This is a genomic window from Streptomyces sp. BJ20, assembly GCF_022869105.1.
Taxonomy (GTDB): domain Bacteria; phylum Actinomycetota; class Actinomycetes; order Streptomycetales; family Streptomycetaceae; genus Streptomyces; species Streptomyces griseoincarnatus.
In genome coordinates, this window is sequence record NZ_CP094918.1 from 2,350,964 (window position 1) to 2,367,128 (window position 16,165).

15 protein-coding genes and 1 pseudogene are annotated in these 16,165 nt (G+C 69.4%); 5 read left to right on the forward strand and 11 right to left on the reverse strand.

Translation table 11 applies throughout. From position 1 onward, the window contains the following. Nucleotides 1-12: 12 nt before the first annotated feature. Nucleotides 13-1,131 (reverse strand): acyl-CoA desaturase, encoded by a 1,119-nt coding sequence (locus MTR79_RS10760; RefSeq protein WP_086699239.1) that lies wholly within the window; start codon nucleotides 1,129-1,131, stop codon nucleotides 13-15. A 7-nt stretch (nucleotides 1,132-1,138) separates the two neighbouring features. Continuing rightward, the gene (locus tag MTR79_RS10765) at nucleotides 1,139-2,149 is read right to left on the reverse strand and encodes a ferredoxin reductase (RefSeq protein ID WP_189363667.1); all 1,011 of its coding nucleotides are present in this window, start codon (nucleotides 2,147-2,149) and stop codon (nucleotides 1,139-1,141) included. 132 nt (nucleotides 2,150-2,281) lie between these two features. Here MTR79_RS10765 and MTR79_RS10770 point away from each other — a divergent pair, with 132 nt between their 5' ends. After that, a complete protein-coding gene (locus MTR79_RS10770; protein ID WP_086699241.1) occupies nucleotides 2,282-3,421 on the forward strand; it encodes a PucR family transcriptional regulator in 1,140 nt (379 codons plus the stop codon). Nucleotides 3,422-3,965: 544 nt separating this feature from the next. After that, nucleotides 3,966-4,076, forward strand: a pseudogene (locus MTR79_RS33695) (IS5/IS1182 family transposase); the annotation flags it as partial. A gap of 347 nt (nucleotides 4,077-4,423) precedes the next feature. Here the strand turns inward: MTR79_RS33695 and MTR79_RS10780 are convergent. The 4 genes from MTR79_RS10780 to MTR79_RS10795 form a co-directional block, all read right to left on the reverse strand. Beyond that, nucleotides 4,424-4,675, reverse strand: a complete 252-nt coding sequence (locus MTR79_RS10780) for a hypothetical protein (protein WP_086699243.1) — start codon at nucleotides 4,673-4,675, stop codon at nucleotides 4,424-4,426. An 81-nt stretch (nucleotides 4,676-4,756) separates the two neighbouring features. Then, a complete protein-coding gene (locus tag MTR79_RS10785) occupies nucleotides 4,757-5,344 on the reverse strand; it encodes a hemerythrin domain-containing protein (RefSeq protein ID WP_189363545.1) in 588 nt (195 codons plus the stop codon). Nucleotides 5,345-5,354: 10 nt separating this feature from the next. Then, nucleotides 5,355-6,554 (reverse strand): hypothetical protein, encoded by a 1,200-nt coding sequence (locus MTR79_RS10790; RefSeq protein ID WP_086699246.1) that lies wholly within the window; start codon nucleotides 6,552-6,554, stop codon nucleotides 5,355-5,357. A 149-nt stretch (nucleotides 6,555-6,703) separates the two neighbouring features. Beyond that, complete coding sequence (locus MTR79_RS10795) at nucleotides 6,704-7,030, reverse strand: hypothetical protein (protein ID WP_244793378.1); 327 nt, start codon at nucleotides 7,028-7,030, stop codon at nucleotides 6,704-6,706. 449 nt (nucleotides 7,031-7,479) lie between these two features. Between MTR79_RS10795 and MTR79_RS10800 the strand changes: the two genes are divergently transcribed. Next, entirely contained in the window at nucleotides 7,480-8,805 is a 1,326-nt protein-coding gene (locus MTR79_RS10800) for a zinc-dependent alcohol dehydrogenase (RefSeq protein ID WP_244789882.1), read from the forward strand. Between the two features lie 394 nt (nucleotides 8,806-9,199). Here MTR79_RS10800 and MTR79_RS10805 read toward each other — a convergent pair whose 3' ends face one another. Then, a complete protein-coding gene (locus MTR79_RS10805; protein ID WP_244789884.1) occupies nucleotides 9,200-10,552 on the reverse strand; it encodes a DUF2254 domain-containing protein in 1,353 nt (450 codons plus the stop codon). Nucleotides 10,553-11,096: 544 nt separating this feature from the next. Then, the gene (locus tag MTR79_RS10810; RefSeq protein ID WP_244789886.1) at nucleotides 11,097-11,678 is read right to left on the reverse strand and encodes a hypothetical protein; all 582 of its coding nucleotides are present in this window, start codon (nucleotides 11,676-11,678) and stop codon (nucleotides 11,097-11,099) included. A 57-nt stretch (nucleotides 11,679-11,735) separates the two neighbouring features. On the opposite strand from MTR79_RS10810, the gene MTR79_RS10815 reads away from it, so the two are divergent. Further along, entirely contained in the window at nucleotides 11,736-12,101 is a 366-nt protein-coding gene (locus MTR79_RS10815) for a phosphatase PAP2 family protein (RefSeq protein WP_244789888.1), read from the forward strand. Between the two features lie 108 nt (nucleotides 12,102-12,209). On the opposite strand, the gene MTR79_RS10820 is transcribed toward MTR79_RS10815, so the two are convergent. The 3 genes from MTR79_RS10820 to MTR79_RS10830 all read right to left on the reverse strand — a co-directional run bounded on the left by MTR79_RS10820 (nucleotide 12,210) and on the right by MTR79_RS10830 (nucleotide 14,799). Continuing rightward, complete coding sequence (locus MTR79_RS10820; RefSeq protein WP_244789890.1) at nucleotides 12,210-13,244, reverse strand: trypsin-like peptidase domain-containing protein; 1,035 nt, start codon at nucleotides 13,242-13,244, stop codon at nucleotides 12,210-12,212. A gap of 166 nt (nucleotides 13,245-13,410) precedes the next feature. After that, nucleotides 13,411-13,896: a general stress protein gene (locus MTR79_RS10825; RefSeq protein WP_244789892.1), complete on the reverse strand. Its 486-nt coding sequence runs from the start codon at nucleotides 13,894-13,896 to the stop codon at nucleotides 13,411-13,413. A gap of 621 nt (nucleotides 13,897-14,517) precedes the next feature. Further along, a complete protein-coding gene (locus MTR79_RS10830; RefSeq protein ID WP_244789893.1) occupies nucleotides 14,518-14,799 on the reverse strand; it encodes a hypothetical protein in 282 nt (93 codons plus the stop codon). Between the two features lie 68 nt (nucleotides 14,800-14,867). Here MTR79_RS10830 and MTR79_RS10835 point away from each other — a divergent pair. Further along, a protein-coding gene (locus MTR79_RS10835; RefSeq protein ID WP_107115281.1) for an IS5 family transposase occupies nucleotides 14,868-15,730 on the forward strand; the annotation gives its coding sequence in 2 pieces (ribosomal slippage) (nucleotides 14,868-15,224 and nucleotides 15,227-15,730; 861 coding nt in all). Nucleotides 15,731-16,165: the final 435 nt, after the last annotated feature.

Genomic DNA, 16,165 nt, shown 5'->3' on the forward strand with positions numbered 1-16,165 from the left:
CGCTCGTGACAATCAGGCGGCGACGAGCTCCTGCTCGCGGTCCGGCGCTCCGACCTCGGGCTTCCTGTTCGGCAGCGAGAGCCGGAAGACCTTGCGCCACGCGGAGAACACCTGCTTGGGCAGTGGCCCTGTGACGTACTCCAGCTCGTACTTCTCGAACAGGGCGCGCACCTTCACCGCGACCTCGGCGTACCGGTTGCTCGGCAGGTCGGGGAACAGGTGGTGCTCGATCTGGTGCGACAGGTTGCCGGTCATGAAGTGCATGGCCTTGCTGCCGCTGATGTTCGCCGAGCCCATCATCTGGCGCAGGTACCACTGGCCGCGCGTCTCGTCCTTGATCGACCGGCGCTCGAAGACCTGTACGCCCTCCGGGAAGTGTCCGCACATGATCACCGAGTGGGACCAGATGTTGCGGACCAGGTTCGCGGTGAACGTGGCGGCGAGCGTGGGGAGGAACGACGGGCCCGACAGCAGCGGGTGGATCACGTAGTCCTTGAGCACCTGCTTGCGGATCTTGCGGCCCACGGCCTTGGCCCGCGCGCGGAACTCCGGGTTCTTGCGGCGGCGCTTGTGCAGGTTCTTGCCGAGCTCCAGGTCGTACGCCGCGATGCCGTACTCGAAGAAGCAGGCGTTGATGAAGTTCCACAGGGGCTGGCCCAGGTGGAACGGGTGCCACTTCTGGTCCTCGTCGACGCGCATGATGCCGTAGCCGAGGTCGTTGTCCTTGCCGATCACGTTGGTGTACGTGTGGTGCAGCTCGTTGTGCGAGTGCTTCCACTGGTCGGCCGGTGAGACGTGGTCCCACTCCCAGGTGGTGGAGTGGATCTTCGGGTCCCGCATCCAGTCCCACTGGCCGTGCAGGATGTTGTGGCCGATCTCCATGTTGTCCATGATCTTCGCCACGGACAGACCGGCGGTGCCGATCAGCCACGCGGGCGGGAACATCGAGAACAGCAGCACGCCCCTGCTGACCAGCTCCAGCTTGCGCTGGGCGGCGATGACCTTACGGATGTAGGCGGCGTCCTTCTCGCCACGGCCGGCGATCACCTCGTCGCGGATCGCGTCCAGCTCGCGGCCGAGTTCCTCGATCTGCTCCGCGGTCAGGTGGGCGGTGGGGTCGATTGCGTTCAAGGTGTTCCTATCGTTCGATGTCGCAGGGGCCCGCCGCGGCGGACACGCAGGTCTGGATGAGGACGCCCGGCTCGGCCTCGGTGACCTCGCCGGTGCGCAGGTCGCGGACGGCACCCGTCTTGAGCGGCGAGACGCAGCCGAAGCAGATGCCCATGCGGCACCCGGAGGGCATGAGCACGCCGGCCTCCTCGCCTACGTCCAGCAACGGAGTGGCGCCGTCCGCGTCGACGGTCTTGCCGGTGGCGCTGAACGTGACCTCGCCGCCGTCGCCGGCGACGACGATGCCGGGGCGGAAGCGTTCGGTGTGCAGGCGCTCTTGGACGCCGTGCCCGGTCCAGTGCTCTTCGGCGGCGTCGAGCAGGCCCGCGGGCCCGCAAGCCCAGGTCTCGCGCTCGGCCCAGTCGGGCACGAGTTCGTCGAGACGGGCGATGTCGAGCATGCCGTCCGTGGCGGTGTGCACCTCGGTGAGCCGCAGCTTCTTGGCCGCGACCAGGTCGTGCAGTTCTTTGCGGAAGATCACGTCTTGCGGCTGTGGCGCGCAATGGACCATGACGACGTCGTCGAACTCGGTGTCGCGCAGCATGCCCATCACGGGTGTGATGCCGCTTCCCGCCGTCAGGTAGAGCACCTTGGCGGGCTTGGCCCGCGGCAGCACGAAATCACCGGTCGCCTGGTCGAGCTGGATCAACGTGCCCGGTTGCACCCTGCGGACCAGGTGGTTGCTGACCTTGCCGTCCGGGATCGCCTTCACGGTGATCGTGACGCGGCCGTCCTGACGGTTCGTCGGCGAGGTGAGGGAGTAGGCACGCCACAGGCGCACGCCGTCGACGTCGACCCCGATCCGCACGTACTGACCGGCCGTGTGGCCGCGCCAGCCACGTCCCGGCCTGATCACGAGGGTCGCGGCGTCACCCGTCTCGGGGCGCACGGCCTCGATGCGCCCACGCAGGTCAGCGCCCGCACGTAGGGGGCTGACCAGGTCGAGGTAGTCCGACGGCAGCAGCGGCGTCGTGACCATCTCCAGCAGTTTCCACGCCCTGCTGCGGAGGGCTGCACTCGTCATGGTTCCAGCTTGCTGCGCCGCGAGGCGTAAAGTCCTGACCGCAGGACGTGAATCTGGTCGGCTGATTTGTTCGCAGGGAACAAAAGTATGAGCTATGCAATCAGGAGGGCCAGCGAACTGGCCCTGGACGAGGCGACGGTCACCGCACTGAGGGCCGCGCTGAAGACCACCGCCGACGAGGTCGTTCAGGCGATCATCGACGAGGTCCCTCCCTATGCCAACGCTCTGTCGGGCCATATGGGCGCCACCATCCGCCGGGCCGTCCGCACCGCCCTGGGGCACTACCTGGACCTCGCGAGCGGGAACGCCACGGGCGGCGACGGCGGTGACGCGGCCTACGAGCTGGGCCGCGGCGAGGTGCGCGACGGCCGTTCCATGGACGCCCTGCTCAGCGCCTACCGCGTCGGCGCCCGCGTGGCCTGGCGATGCCTGGCAGCGGGTGCCGTACCCGCAGGTCTGCCCGCCGCGGAGGTCGCCAAGTTCGCCGAGCTGACCTTCGCCTACATCGACGAGCTCTCCGCCGCGAGCGCCGCGGGCCACGCCGACGAACTGGCTGCCCGGGGCAGGGCCCACGAGCTCCACCTGGAACACCTGGCCCGCGACCTTCTCGCCGGCGCGAGCCCGGACGTACTGCTGGCCTCTGCTCAGCGTGCCGGGTGGCAGCCTCCGGTTTCGCTGACCGCGGTCCTGCTGCCCGCAGCCCAGGCCCGGCCTGCCTACCGCACGCTCGACCCGGGCACCCTCGTCCTCGACGATCTGCCGGACGCCACCGGTGTGCTGCTCGTCCCCGATGCCGACCGATCACATCTCCTGCGGCAGCTGACCGACCGCACCGCCGTGGTCGGCCCGGCCCGGCCATGGACCCGTGCGTCCGCCTCGTACGCACGAGCCGTACGCGCGCGCTCCCTCTCCTCCGATATCCGCGACACGGAGGACCACCTGCCCGAGCTGGTGCTGAGCGCCGACGTGGACGCGTACGCAGACCTGCGTGCCCGAGCCCTCGCACCGCTCAGGACCTTGCCTGTCGCGACCGCACGGCGGCTGGAGGAGACGTTGCGGGAGTGGCTGCTGCACCAGGGCAGGCGGGACGAGGTGGCGGCGGCGTTGTTCGTCCATCCCCAGACCGTCCGGTACCGGATGGCGCAGCTGCGGGAGCTGTTTCCGGATCTCGCATCGCCACACCGGGTCCTTGAACTGACGCTGGCGGTCGGTCTTCGGGCCAGTTGACGCGTACTTCTTCCGTCCACGAACTCTTGGCGGGTTCCGGCATCGTGCTCGGTGTCCACCTGGACGTCCTTGCAGCCGGGACCGGTCGGGTGAGCAACGCGATCCAGGTGCAGCAGGTCGGCTGACAGGGAGCGTTCCACCACGAGTCGCCCACCTGCCGATCCGTCAGGCCCGCGTCTCCCACGACCAGCCGCACCCGGTCGCGCTCGAGCGGGAGTTGGCCGAGGAGGGTGCCGGTCGCGTCGAGCAGGGTGTTGGCGAAGGCTGGAGCGACCGGGTTGAAAGGGCGGACTGTCGGCCGTGACGCCCGTTTGACTCCCTGGGTGCCCGCATGCATGGCGAGGGGCCAGGAAGTGACCTGCGGCCGGCGACGGACTTCCCTGAGAGGATCGAGTCACGGCCCCTCCGTCCCCTTACCCTGCCGAGCTTCGTGAGCGTGCGGTGCGCATGGTCGCGGAGGTCCGCCCCAACTACCCAACCGAGTGGGCCGCGATGCCCACCAGCAGGCAGCCGGAGCGCGGAAGGAAGGCTCCGCGCCCCGGGACTCGGCCGGTCCAGAGGCGGCCTGACCAGCAGAATCCATCTGCCCTGCGACGCTGTGGGGCGACCGCTCGCCTTCGCCGTCACCGGCGGGAACGCCAACGGCTGCACGCAGTTCACCGCCGTGATGCAGGCGATCCGGGTGCCCCGGCCGGGGCCGGGACGGCCCCGGGTCCGCCCGGACCACGTCATCGGCGACGAGGGTTACAGGACAAAGCCGTACGCGGCTGGCTGCGGCGGCGCAACATCCGGCACACCTCCTGGAACGGTCCGACCAGGTCCGCGACAGGTCCCGGCGCGGCAGCCGTGGCGGACGTCCGCCGGCCTTCAACAAGCACACCCCCGCAGCCCCGCTGATGTGGGCGTGACATGTGACGACAACTCCCAGCACCCGTCAGGCCGGCCCAGGCGCCCGTCCCCCCCCGGGGCGGTGCACGTGTGTCGCGGTGGCCCGGGGTGGAGTCAGGCGCCGAGTTTGTCGACGGCGTTCTGCAAAGACGCCGACAGGCGTGTGACGTCCCCCTCGGCGGGTGACTGTGTGCCAAGCCGCTCCACGAGCTCTGCGCGGGAGATGAGTACGGCTGCTCCGTGGTACTGCTCACTGTTGAGGGCAGCCTGCTCGACCACCTGCGCACGGCCCTCCAGGAGCACCAGGACGGTGTCGTCCGACGGAGCGTCCAGCAGCCCCCTGACCAGGGCCTCGTCGATCTTCATACGCTCTCCCCTTGTCGGTGCCGGCCGCGGACCACGCGTCCCGGGCCCATGAGCCCGGCCCGGGACGTGGCTGTTCCGGGCCTACTTGCCCATGGCTTTGCGGACGGCGTCCTTGGTGCGGTCCATGAGGGCGGCGACCGGACCGAGGGCCATGTTCTTGGCCCCAGACTCGACGCCCGGGTGGGGCCGAGTGGGTGCCATGGCTTCGGCGGCCTTGATCGCCTTGGCCATCGCGGCGAGGTTCGCGGCGTCGGTGCTGCGGCGGATGTGGGTGAACTCGTAGCGTTCCTCGGCCCGCGCGTGTTCCTGGACGTCCTTGCGCAGCTTGAGCAGCTGGGGCATGAACTTCGGGTCGTCGGTGTCCAGCTCGTCGAGGGCGGACAGGGTCTCCTTGGCCGCCTTCTCCTCGGCGAGGCGGTCCTTCACGACCTGCTCGCCGCCGGGGAACCCCTTGCGTGCGAAGGGGTGGACGACCTCTTCCTCGGCGGTCTCGTGTACGGCCAACAGGCGTACCAGGCGCCGGAAGGCATCGCGGCGCTCCTCGCCCTTGGCCGCCTCGACCTCGTCGAAGAGATTGCGGATGTCGCCGTGCTGGCGCATCAGAAGGGCGACGACGTCGTCGTCCTTGGCCTGGTCCTGCCCGGCGTGCGGGGTCTTCAGCTCGGACACCCCGGCCTCCTCACTTCTCGCGCTGCGTGGGGTCGGGGTGCTCGCCCTCGGTCTGGACGCGGTACTCGCGGCCGAACATCTCGTCGTGCTCGGTCATGACCCGGTCGCTCGGCGGTGCCTCACCGCCGTGGATCTGCTCCTGCATCTGCTCGAACCGTTCGTGCGCCTCACGCACGTAGCCGGCGCCCAGTGTCGTGAGGTCCATCTGGGTGTCGAGCAGCTCGCGCAGATAGCCCTTGTTCGGCTCGAAGGTGAGCACGTTGGGCAGCTCGGGGGCGAGCACGGAGGCGGGGTCGCGGCCGTCGTGGCGGCGCATCAGGTCGCACGCGACATGCAGGTGTTCCAGCTCCATGTTCAGGTGCAGCTCCCAGATCGCCTTCACCCTGGGGTCGCTCTCCTGCTCCATGAAGGAGTGGTAGAGGTAGCACTCGTTGTACTCGTGGTTGACGAGCTGCTCCCACCACGTCTCGCCCGGGTCCACGAGGGACTCGTAGTGGGTGACGTGCTCCTCCTCGATCAGCCCGATCTCCTGGTAGAGCTGGCGGGCGATCGGCTCCATGTAGGTGGGGCCGGTGTTCATGTAGAAGTTCATGGTCTGCTGCTCCGCCGACATGATCGTCAGCGCGTGGAGCTTCGACAGCGGGTTCGTCTCGTCCTTGGCGTACGGGTCGCGGACGTTGTCGACCGGATTGCGGTGGTGGAGCCTGGTGGGCCTGCCGGGCATGACCTCGGTCAGGCCGTCGACGATCGACTCCGCCTTGCGGTGCTCGATCATCTCGTACAGGTTCGCGTACCGGTACAGGTGGTCGAAGTCCTCCAGCACGCCGAACTGGTACGCCTGCTTCAGGTACGGGTCCGGCTCCATCCGAGCCACCCACGCCGTCAGGTCCACCGCGACCTGCTCGTACGCGATCGTCGTCTCCAGCACGGAGGAGACGCCCGGGAGCAACCAGTTCACCACCTTCTGCTGCTGCGCCTCGATGTAGCGCACCCGCGCCAGCTGCCGCTTGACCTCCGGATCGACCGTGTGCCGGGCGAGCTGGTGGCTGAAGAGGATCGCCTCCACCTCGATCCCGTTCATCGTGATGATCCGGCAGCGGGTGTACGGGTCGCAGTGGTCCGGGTCGATCGGATCCACGTTCAGCTCACGCCAGTTGCGCAACTGGCGGTCCAGCGGGATACCCCGCTGCTCCAGCGGATTGAACGTCATGGCGGGGCCTCCAGAGGCCGAAGGGGACTGGCGCCGCCGGGGTACCCCGTTCTCGGGCGACGAGCGCAGACGTGGCTCCCAGTCTGTTCGGCATCGGTGCTTTCCAGCCACCGCTCACGCCCGCAAGCCGCCTGGTTCCCTCTGTTGGGTCAACCGAGCGAGCGGACCGGCCGCCACCCGGGGCACATCAGCGCCTCCGACAAATACGGCTGATGCCCCGCCTCACGCAGCCGGTGCGAGAAGTCCTGCCACTCTGCCGGCGGCCGGCCGTCCTGGTCGCGCAGGTCCGGGCGGCGTGCGTAGGTGATGAAGATGTCCAGGTCCGCGCCCCGGCCCAGGCCGTGGTGTCGACCGCCGACTTCTTCACCCCGGTCGTGGACGTCGCGATTCCGAGAGATCCCCATATCGGGCGGCTGCGGTGACAGCGGTATCGGCGCGAGCGTGAATGACGAGATGAGTGCCGGCTGTGTCGGCATGGGCCTCGAGCAGCCGCCGGACGGGCGCGCTGGTGCTGGCCACGGAGAGGAGTATGCCCAGGTCCCGGCATGCTTGGTGGACGCGGAGGACGACGCTGGTCGTGGGGCCGTCCGGGGCCGCCTCCGGACCGGCGTCGTCGTCGGCACGCTGCCAGTGACCGTCGGGATGGACGCGGCGCGACCTGGTGGCGTCCAGGATGCGGTCGGTCAGGCGTGCCGACAGACAGGCGTCCGCGCACGCGGTACACGCCTGGGCGCAGGCGACGCACTCCTCGATGCAGCGGGCGGGGCGCTCCGCCACGGGGCCACGTGGCCCGGTGCCGGGCACCGTTTCGAGCCGGGCAGGAAGGAAACTCCGGGAGCAATCGCCTATATCGGCCCCTGTGGCCGGGTGTGGAACCACCATCCGTCGGCCGGCCGGCCGCGGACGTGATGGACGGAGGGCACGCATGAAGGCTGTCGTGTGGCACGGGCTGGGAGACATCCGCTTGGACGACGTGCCGGAGCCGAAGATCGAAGACGCCCACGACGCGATCGTGCGCATCACCGCGTCCGCGATCTGCGGCACGGACCTCCACTTCATCCGCGGCACCATGCCCGGCATGCAGGAGGGCCGGATCCTCGGCCACGAGGCGGTCGGCGTCGTGGAGGAGGTCGGGCCGCAAGTGCGCAACCTCCGGCCAGGGGACCGTGTGGTGGTGCCGTCCACCGTCGCGTGCGGAACGTGCAGCTACTGCCGCGCCGGCTACTACGCGCAGTGCGACAACGCCAACCCCGGCGGACCGCGGGCCGGTACCGTCTTCTTCGGCGGTCCACAGGCCGCCGGGGGCCTGGACGGGCTCCAGGCCGAGTACGCCCGGATCCCGTATGCCCACGTCGGCCTCGTCCCGCTGCCTGACACCGTCGACGACGCCCAGGCCGTCCTGCTCTCCGACATCTATCCCACCGCCTGGTTCGGGGCGCGGCTCGCTGAGATCGGCGCCGGGGACACCGTGGCGATCGTCGGGGCCGGACCGGTCGGGCAGGCCGCCATCGCCTGCGCCCGTCTCCAGGGCGCCGGGCGCGTCATCGTCGTCGACGGTGTGGGTGACCGGCTGGAGCTGGCCCGCGACCAGCACGCCGAGACGATCGACTTCAACGCCGAGGATCCGGTCGAGGCCGTGGTGCAGCTGACCGGCGGCATCGGCGCGGACCGGGTGATCGACGCCGTGGGCGTGGACGCCCAGCGCCCGTCCCACGGGCCGGCGGCAGAAGCCCTGCGCAGTCAGGGCGAGCAGTTCGACCACGAACGGGACGAGGCGGCTCCGGAGCGGAACCCGGACGGAGACACGTGGGTGCCTGGCGACGCGCCGTCGCTGGCGGCCCGCTGGGCGGTGCAGATGGTGGCGAAGGCCGGCACGATCGGCACCGTGGGGGTCTATCCGCCGCAGGTGCAGCATTACCCGTTCGGTGAGGCGTTCATGAAGAACCTCACCGTCAAGATGGGCAACTGCAACCACCGCCGCTATGTGCCCGATCTGGTGTCGATGGTCGCCGCCGGCCGTCTCGACCCCACGCCGCTGATCACCCGCTGGGTCGGAACCGAGGACGCACTGGACGCGTACCGGACTTTCGACCGGCGCGAGTCCGGCTGGACAAAGGTGGCCCTCGGCGTCGCGGATGACGGCTCCGTCGCACCCGGTCTCGGTGAGGCGGCGGGAACCGGGGCGGCGACCACAGCGGGCACGCAGAGCCGGGTGGAGATGAATCATGAAGGCGGAGGCGACCGGCCGTGACGGCAAAGGCAGGTGAGAAGGCGCAGAAGACGGGTGACTTCCACTGCGCCGGTTGCAGCGAGAAAGTCCATGTCGAGAAGGGGACAAGATCCCCTCCTGCCCGAACGGACACAAGGAGTTCGAGACTCGCCGCAACGAACCGGGCAACAAGTCCTGACCGGGTGGAGCGCCGCCGGCCCAGCCCCGTCAAAAGGCTCCCGTCCGATGACGACCGCCGGCCAGCCGGGGTGCCCCGGCAGGGATCGACTCCTCATGAACACACGACGCCCGCGACGGGCACACGGGCGCCGCGTATCGAAGTACTCGGCTCCTATGGCGGCCTCAACACCACGGAGGAGGAGTCACGGCCGGTCCTCGAAGCATGTTTGTGACCGGCCGCCGCCAGGCCGTGCGGTCAGCGCGTGTGGCCGTGAGCCCATCGCCCGGCCAGGGCTTCGTCGACGAGCGCGATCAGCTCGGTGAGCCGCATGTGCTCGGTGGCCTGGAAGTTCTGGGTGTCGATGGTGGAACGGAGCCGGGCGAGTGCGGTGGCGATGGGCGGGTGCTGGTCGGGTGCGCTGCACCAGGAGAGCTCGCGCAGCAGCATGGCGATGCGTGTGAGGACGGCGGGCTCGGCGGCGCCGTAGCGCAGAGGCTGGGACACCGCCAGATCCAGCAGGTCCCCCAGGTCCGGGCGCCGCAGCACGGCCCTCACCTGCTCGTCGTCGTCCCGCAGCAGCCGAGGGCCGAGGTCCCGGCGCGCCAGCTCGCACAGCAGGGCGGCGGAGTGGGACAGGGCGTGTACGGCGGTGGTGGGGTCGTTGATTCCGGGGGAGAGTGCTTTGGCGGCGATGTCGGTGAGCTGCCGGAGCCCGAAGGCGACGTCCTGGAGGTCGGTGCGCTCGGGGCCGGTCCGTACCGCCTCGGAGACCGCTTCGGCCAGGTGCGTCCGTGCGGCGGGGGAGAGGGGCTCTTCGGTGCGCGGCCAGGCGGCTCCCATGGGTGTGCCGGCGATCAGCGAGCTTCCGGGGAGGCGATCGATGAGCACCAGCGCGTCGGCTTCGACGGCTGCCTTCACCAGGGCCTCCTCGTCCACGGAGGTGAGGAAGCCGGAGGCGCCGGCGGTCAGGGTCAGCGCGTTCGCGGGCGGGTCCGGCAGCGCGGCAGGAGGATCTTCGGCAGAGGTGTCCCCGTCAGCGGTGTCCTGCCTCTTCGCGAGGAGCCGGTGAAGGGTGCGGTCGGCGGCGGAGTGGACGCTGCTCATCATCGTCTCGATCCGGATCTCACGCGCCAGATGCGACAGGAACAGAACCAGCGCGAACACGCTCGCCAGGGTGAGCAGGAAGGCCACGCTGACCGACACCTGTGGGACGAAACCGGTCCGCCCGTCCTCGCCGGTGCGTACGGTGCGCAGCACGGTCAGGGCGTAGGTGAACGTCGCGAGAAAGAGGGCCAGGGTCGTCTGAACGTACCGGTCCGCGCTGAAAGTCCGCAGCAGCCGTGGGGAGAACTGACTGCTCGCCAGTTGTAGCGTCACCACGGTGAGCGAGAAGGTCAGCGCCGTGACCGTGACCAGGGAACCGGCGATCGCCCCCAGAACCGAGCGTGCGGCGTCGGCGCTACCGCCGAACAAGTAGTCGGCCAGCCAGGGCGGCATGTCGTGCCGGATCCGACCGTCCAGCCGAGGCAGTCCCACACCCGCGACGACGGCGAGTGTGACACCCAGCGTCGGAAGCGGCCACAACTGGACCCGGAGCGTGTCACGCATCCGCGCGAGCAATGCGGGTCCAGAGTCCGGCCAGAGCCGAGGCGGTCACCGGCGCAAGGAAAAGGGCGGAGCATTTCGGAATCAACACAAGATCATATTACAAACCGCGACGTACTGGGCAAACGCCAGAAGTCCGCTGCGGGCAGATGATGGCAGTCGTCGCGCCGAAGCCTCGGTCGGAGGCTTCGCCACCTCTGCCGACAGGACACGCCCCGGCAGGGGCGGCGCCTCCGTGAGAACGGACTGCCACCGGTGACGTGCGCCAGCAGCACAATCACCACTCGGACGCGAAACGGCTCTGCCGCTGCCTGGTTCGGGCGGTGCCCAGGCCCGACTCGCTCGCGCCGAGTTCTCGTGCGCCTCGGCTGGGTGCGCTGGGCGGAGAACGACGACCGATGCGATCGTGTACGTGGCTTGCGCTCTCACATGCCTGCAGGGCGACGTCGAGCCGGCCGGGCGAGCGCATCGCTAGGGCCGCGTACGCGGCAGGTTCTGCGCATCCAGCGGCGTGTCACCCAGGCTGAACGGGGGATCCGCGAGCACCTTATAGGCCCTTGCCAGGGTCCTGAGCGCCGTCGCGGGCGCTTCGCCAGGCGAGGATCAGCCCCGCTGCCAGGGATCCGGCCACACCTGCGGCCATGTCGGCGACGGTGTCCTCGTAGCCGACCCGGAGGTGTGCTCCGAAGACGTCCGTGGCCAGCCATTCGTACATCTCCCACAAGGACGCGACCGTGGCGCCCAGAGCCGTAGTGATCAAGGGGACGGCGGAGCGGCGCAGGGTTCGGTCGCGCGGTGAGGGCAGCAGGCGCGCGCGTGCGAGCAGCAGATGCAAGGCGGCTGCCACGACGCCCGGGGTCACGGAGTGCACGGCGGTGTCGTACCAGTCGACCACCCGGTACCAGTGGAAGACCGACGACCAGGCCGCCCAGGTCAGCGCGGCGCACAGCAGCACGTCCAGCAGGGCGGGAAGCCGGGCGGCGCGGGGCACGAGCAGCGCAAGGAACAGCAGCGTCAGTATGACGGCCCCATCGTGAGAGGTGAAGAGCACGTAGGCGACGCTGCCGAGCTCCAGGATCCGGATCGTGTCGGCGGTCAGTCGCAGGACACGAGGGCGGACGAGGGACACGATGGGCGAGTTCCCCGTGGAGCAACCGCCAGTCGTCCGGCGTGGGCCGTGGCACTGGTGGCCCGCACTCGCCCCGACGTGCCGCACCTGGCCGGTGACCTGCCGCCCACGACGAGCTTCCCGTCCGGTCATGTCACCGCCACCCTGGCTCTCACGACCTGTACGGCGATCATCGTCTTCCGGGCAACCGGGAACGCCTGGTGGCGCCTGATCTCCGTGGTCCTGGCGGTGGCGATCACGGCGGCGGTGGCCTTGGAGTGGCTGTACGCGGGCGCCCACTACCCCAGCGACGTGCTGGCCGCACTGCTCCTGACCGGGGCGTGGACCGCGGCCAGCTGGTGGGCCACTCGCCCCGCACCCGAGGACAGGGCAAGAGAACAGGCCACCATGAACCCGATGAGCGACACGTCGAGCCACAAGTGAGTGACATGTCAGAAGAACCCTCGGTGCGGAGTTGGTGGCGTGCTGTCCACAACAAGAGCGTGGGTGCCACCCCGGCAAGGGGGGAAACGCCTCGACGGCCCGTGATGATCAGGGGCTCCTGAGAGTGTCGAGAGTCAACTGCACGGTGTGAGAGCTTCCCGCCCGGTAGTAGGTCATGGAGACCCTGTCGCCGGGACTGTGGGCGGCCAGTGCCTCGGCGAGCGTCTGCACGGAGGAGATCCGCGCGTCGCCGAGGCCCGTGATGATGTCGCCGGGCCGCAGATCGGCCTCGTCCGCGGCGCCGGCTTCCGCGACGGTGACGATGGCCGCGCCCGCCGGAGCGGAGTCGGTTTCCAGGACGGTACGGACCGTGACCCCGAGCGCGGCGCGTCCGCTGCTGGTCACCCTGCCGTCCTCGATCAGCTGGTCCGCGATGCGGGTGACGGCGGAGCTGGGGATGGCGAAGCCGATGCCGGGAGCGGCGCCGCCGAGTCGCTCGTCGACGGCGCCCAGGGTGTTGATGCCGATCACCCGGCTGGAAAGGTCGGCCAGCGCACCACCGCTGTTGCCGGGGTTGATGGCGGCCGACGTCTGCACCATGTTGGGGATCGTGCCGGGTGCCGAGCCGCCGTCGGCGGGCGTGGAGACGGTCCGGCCGAGGGCGGAGACGATGCCTTGGGTGACACTGCTGGACAGCCCCAGGGGATTGCCCATGGCGAGCACGATCTGTCCGACCTCGACCTCCTTGCTGTCGGCGAACGTTGCCGGGCGCAGTCCGGACGGTGGGTCCTCCAGGCGGATGACGGCAAGGTCGTTGACCCGATAGCGGCCTACCAGTTCGGCTTGAAGGGGCTGCTGGTGGTCGGCGAGGTTGACGGTGAAGCGGCGGTGCTCGCCGACGACGTGGGCGTTGGTGACGATGTGACCCTGTTTGTCGTAGACGACGCCCGAGCCCAGGCCACCCTCGGTCGTGATCTCCACGACCGAGGGCAGGACGTCGTTCACGACATCTATGTAGTCGCTCTGCAGTTCGCTGCTCGCCGAACGCTCCTGGCTCGGCGGGGAACTGCCTGCTGTGCTCTTCGGGGAGTCGGGACCACTGGTGCAGGACACCGCCAGCACCACGAGCAGTCCCGCCGCCACACCGCTGCGCCTCCGGCGCGTCCGGCTCCGGTGTACGGGGGACGCGAGAGGCACAGCAGGGCTATGGGTGCGGTCCAGGAAGAACACGGCGCGCTCCTGTCGGCTGGGGTCACTCGGGCAGGAATCTCGGAAACGAGGCGGATCCGTCCGGGCGTACCCGGTCGGATCACCGGCTTTCCCGCCGGCCTCGCTCGTCGGTCAGCAGCTTCCTGGCGTCCTCGGCCACCTTTGGATCGGCCACTACGTCGTAACGGGCGGCGACGATCCGGCTCCGGGAGGCGAAGTCGCGGCGGCCACCCGTCAGTGCGTGTCCGACGAAACCGAAGACGGCTCCGAAGACAGCGCCATAGGCGATGCCGCTCAGGAGCAGAACGAGGGCGCCGCCGGAGCCGGCGGCGAAGATCGACAACAGCAGGCCGATGAGCAGACCGAACCACGCTCCGGACCCCGCGCCGGCCAACGCGGCCCGCCCGCGGGTGAGACGGCCGAGCACCGTCTCCACCATCCGCAGGTCACATCCGATGATCGCGGTGTGCTCGACGGGAAAGCCGCTGTCGGACAGCAGATCGACGGCCTGCTGGGCTCCTCCGTAGGTCGGGTAGGAGCCGACGACGGGGCGTTCGGTGTCCTGGCCGGGCGGCGGGGTGGTCATCGGCGTCCTCCTGAGGTGACTGGGGGGCCACGACGGCTCTGCGGAGGTGGGCACGGCGAGCGGCCGTCCGCGCACCGGGTGCGCCCACCTCGCCGCATCCGCGTACCCTGCACGTCGTCCTTCACCCACACGGCAGCCGGTGCTGCCGGCGCCTGGCGGCGCAGGTACGGGCACGTGCGGGTGCTCGCGCTCTGGCCGCGCACGAGACGATGCTGCGGGCACTCGAGTCGGTTCTGCCGAAAGGCAGGGCTGCGGCAGCGCTGGCGTGCGGGTACTCCGCCGGAGCCGCCGCCTTGGGTCTGGCGGCCCGCGACAGGATTCGCGCCGCGGCCGGGGCCACCACCACGGCCATGGAAAAGGAAGCCGGTGAGCTGGAGCGGGAACACTCGCACCCATGCGTACTGCGAAGGCCGCACCCAGGAGGGCACGACATCGAAGAGGGCTTCCCCTATGGTCGACGGCCGGGGCTCGCACGCGGCAGCGTCGCGATCACCCGGGCCGGACTTCGTGCATGCGGACTGCCGTGCCTTCCAGTCGTCCTACAGCGGTGCTCACTCGGCTGTTGAGACCAGAAGGCACGGCACATCCGCTACTTCACCGGGCTGACCCGCTTGCTCGGACTCAGAGCAGGTCACGCTCCATCAGGTCATCCGCTTCCTCCCAGGTGACGAAGGAGCACGCTCCGGTATTCAGGTCGACGGCCACGGGCAGGTTCCCGCCGAGCTGCATGTCCTGACGTCCGTGATCGAGGTACTCGACATGGTCGTAGGGAGCGATGAACCGTCCCTTGTCCGTGAAGCAGTACTCGGGAATGATCCTCGCATTGGAGGACAGCCCCCATGCTCTGCTTTCCTCCGTGAGGAACTCCGCGGCCCTGCGCTCGGCTTCTTCCGGGTCGAGCATGTCAGTTGGTCCTCATCACGTACTAGGGTCCGTCTTCAAAGATCATTCAGGTGGTGGATCATGGTGGAGTGGTACGTCGTCATGAACTCACTGACCAGGAGTGGGAGTTGCTCGCTCCGCTGATACCGCGGGCCGCGACGGGCCGGCCCCGGGTGTCGGACCGGCAGGTCATCAACGGGATGGTCTACAAGATCCGCACCGGGATCTCGTGGCGTGACCTGCCCGAACGCTACGGGCCTTGGCAGACGGTCTACACCCGCTTCCGCCGCTACGCGATCGACGGGGTGTTCACCCGGGCCCTGCAGCAGATCCAGGCCCGGGCCGACGCCGCCGGTGACATCGACTGGCTGGTCCAGATCGACTCCACCATCGTCCGCGCCCACCAGCACGCCGCCGCCACCGGCCGAAAAGGGGGAATCAGCGGCCGGACGAACCGGACGATCACGCCCTCGGCCGATCCCGGGGCGGACTGACCACCAAGGTCCACCTCGCGTGCGACGGCAAGGGCCGTCCTCTGGCCCTCCTCGTCACGCCGGGCCAGCGCCATGACAGTGTCTGCGCACGCATCCTGCTCGAACGCATCCGCGTTCCCCGCAGCAGCCTCGGCCGGCCACGCTGCCGACCCGACCAGGTCATCGCGGACAAGGCCTACAGCTCCCGCGGTTTCCGCGCCTACCTGCGGCGACGCGGCATCGCGCACACCATTCCCGAGAAGGCCGACCAGCGGCGGCACCGACTGCGGCGCGGGAGCCGCGGCGGTCGACCGCCAGGGTTCGACCGGGAGACTTACCGCCGGCGCAACCTCGTCGAGCGCTGCTTCAACCGGCTCAAGGGCTTCCGCGGCATCGCGACCAGATACGACAAGACCGCCACCTCATACGAGGCAGCGGTCAGTCTCGCGTCGCTCCTGCTCTGGGCAAGATCCGTTTGAAGACGGACTCTAGTCGCGGTATTTCTTGTGCGCCGGATTGGCCTTGCCCGACCGGAAGTCGAGGAAGACCACCTTTCCTTCGATGTTCGCGACATTGAAGTAGTGGCCCACGCCCTTCCTCGGCCCATGCTCCTATGATCGCCCGAGCACCAGGTCCCCAGCGCAGCATGTCGCTCACGATGACGTTGAGGCCGCCGACCTTCCGGAACGGTAGCCCCGTCATCGCTGACACCTCGGCCCGCGTCAGCGGGCGGTCTGCTCCGGACACCCCGTTCGGATTCCGGCCGGCCATGAGGTCGTCGCCGGCGGTCGCACACAGTCCGCAGTTCCTTCGGCCGCCCTCCGGGTTGATGCGGCTCATGGACGACGGGGTTTCCGGTGTGTAGTAGGGGAGTCCGAACCGCGTCGAACTCGGTTCCCCGTAGTAACGTCCCC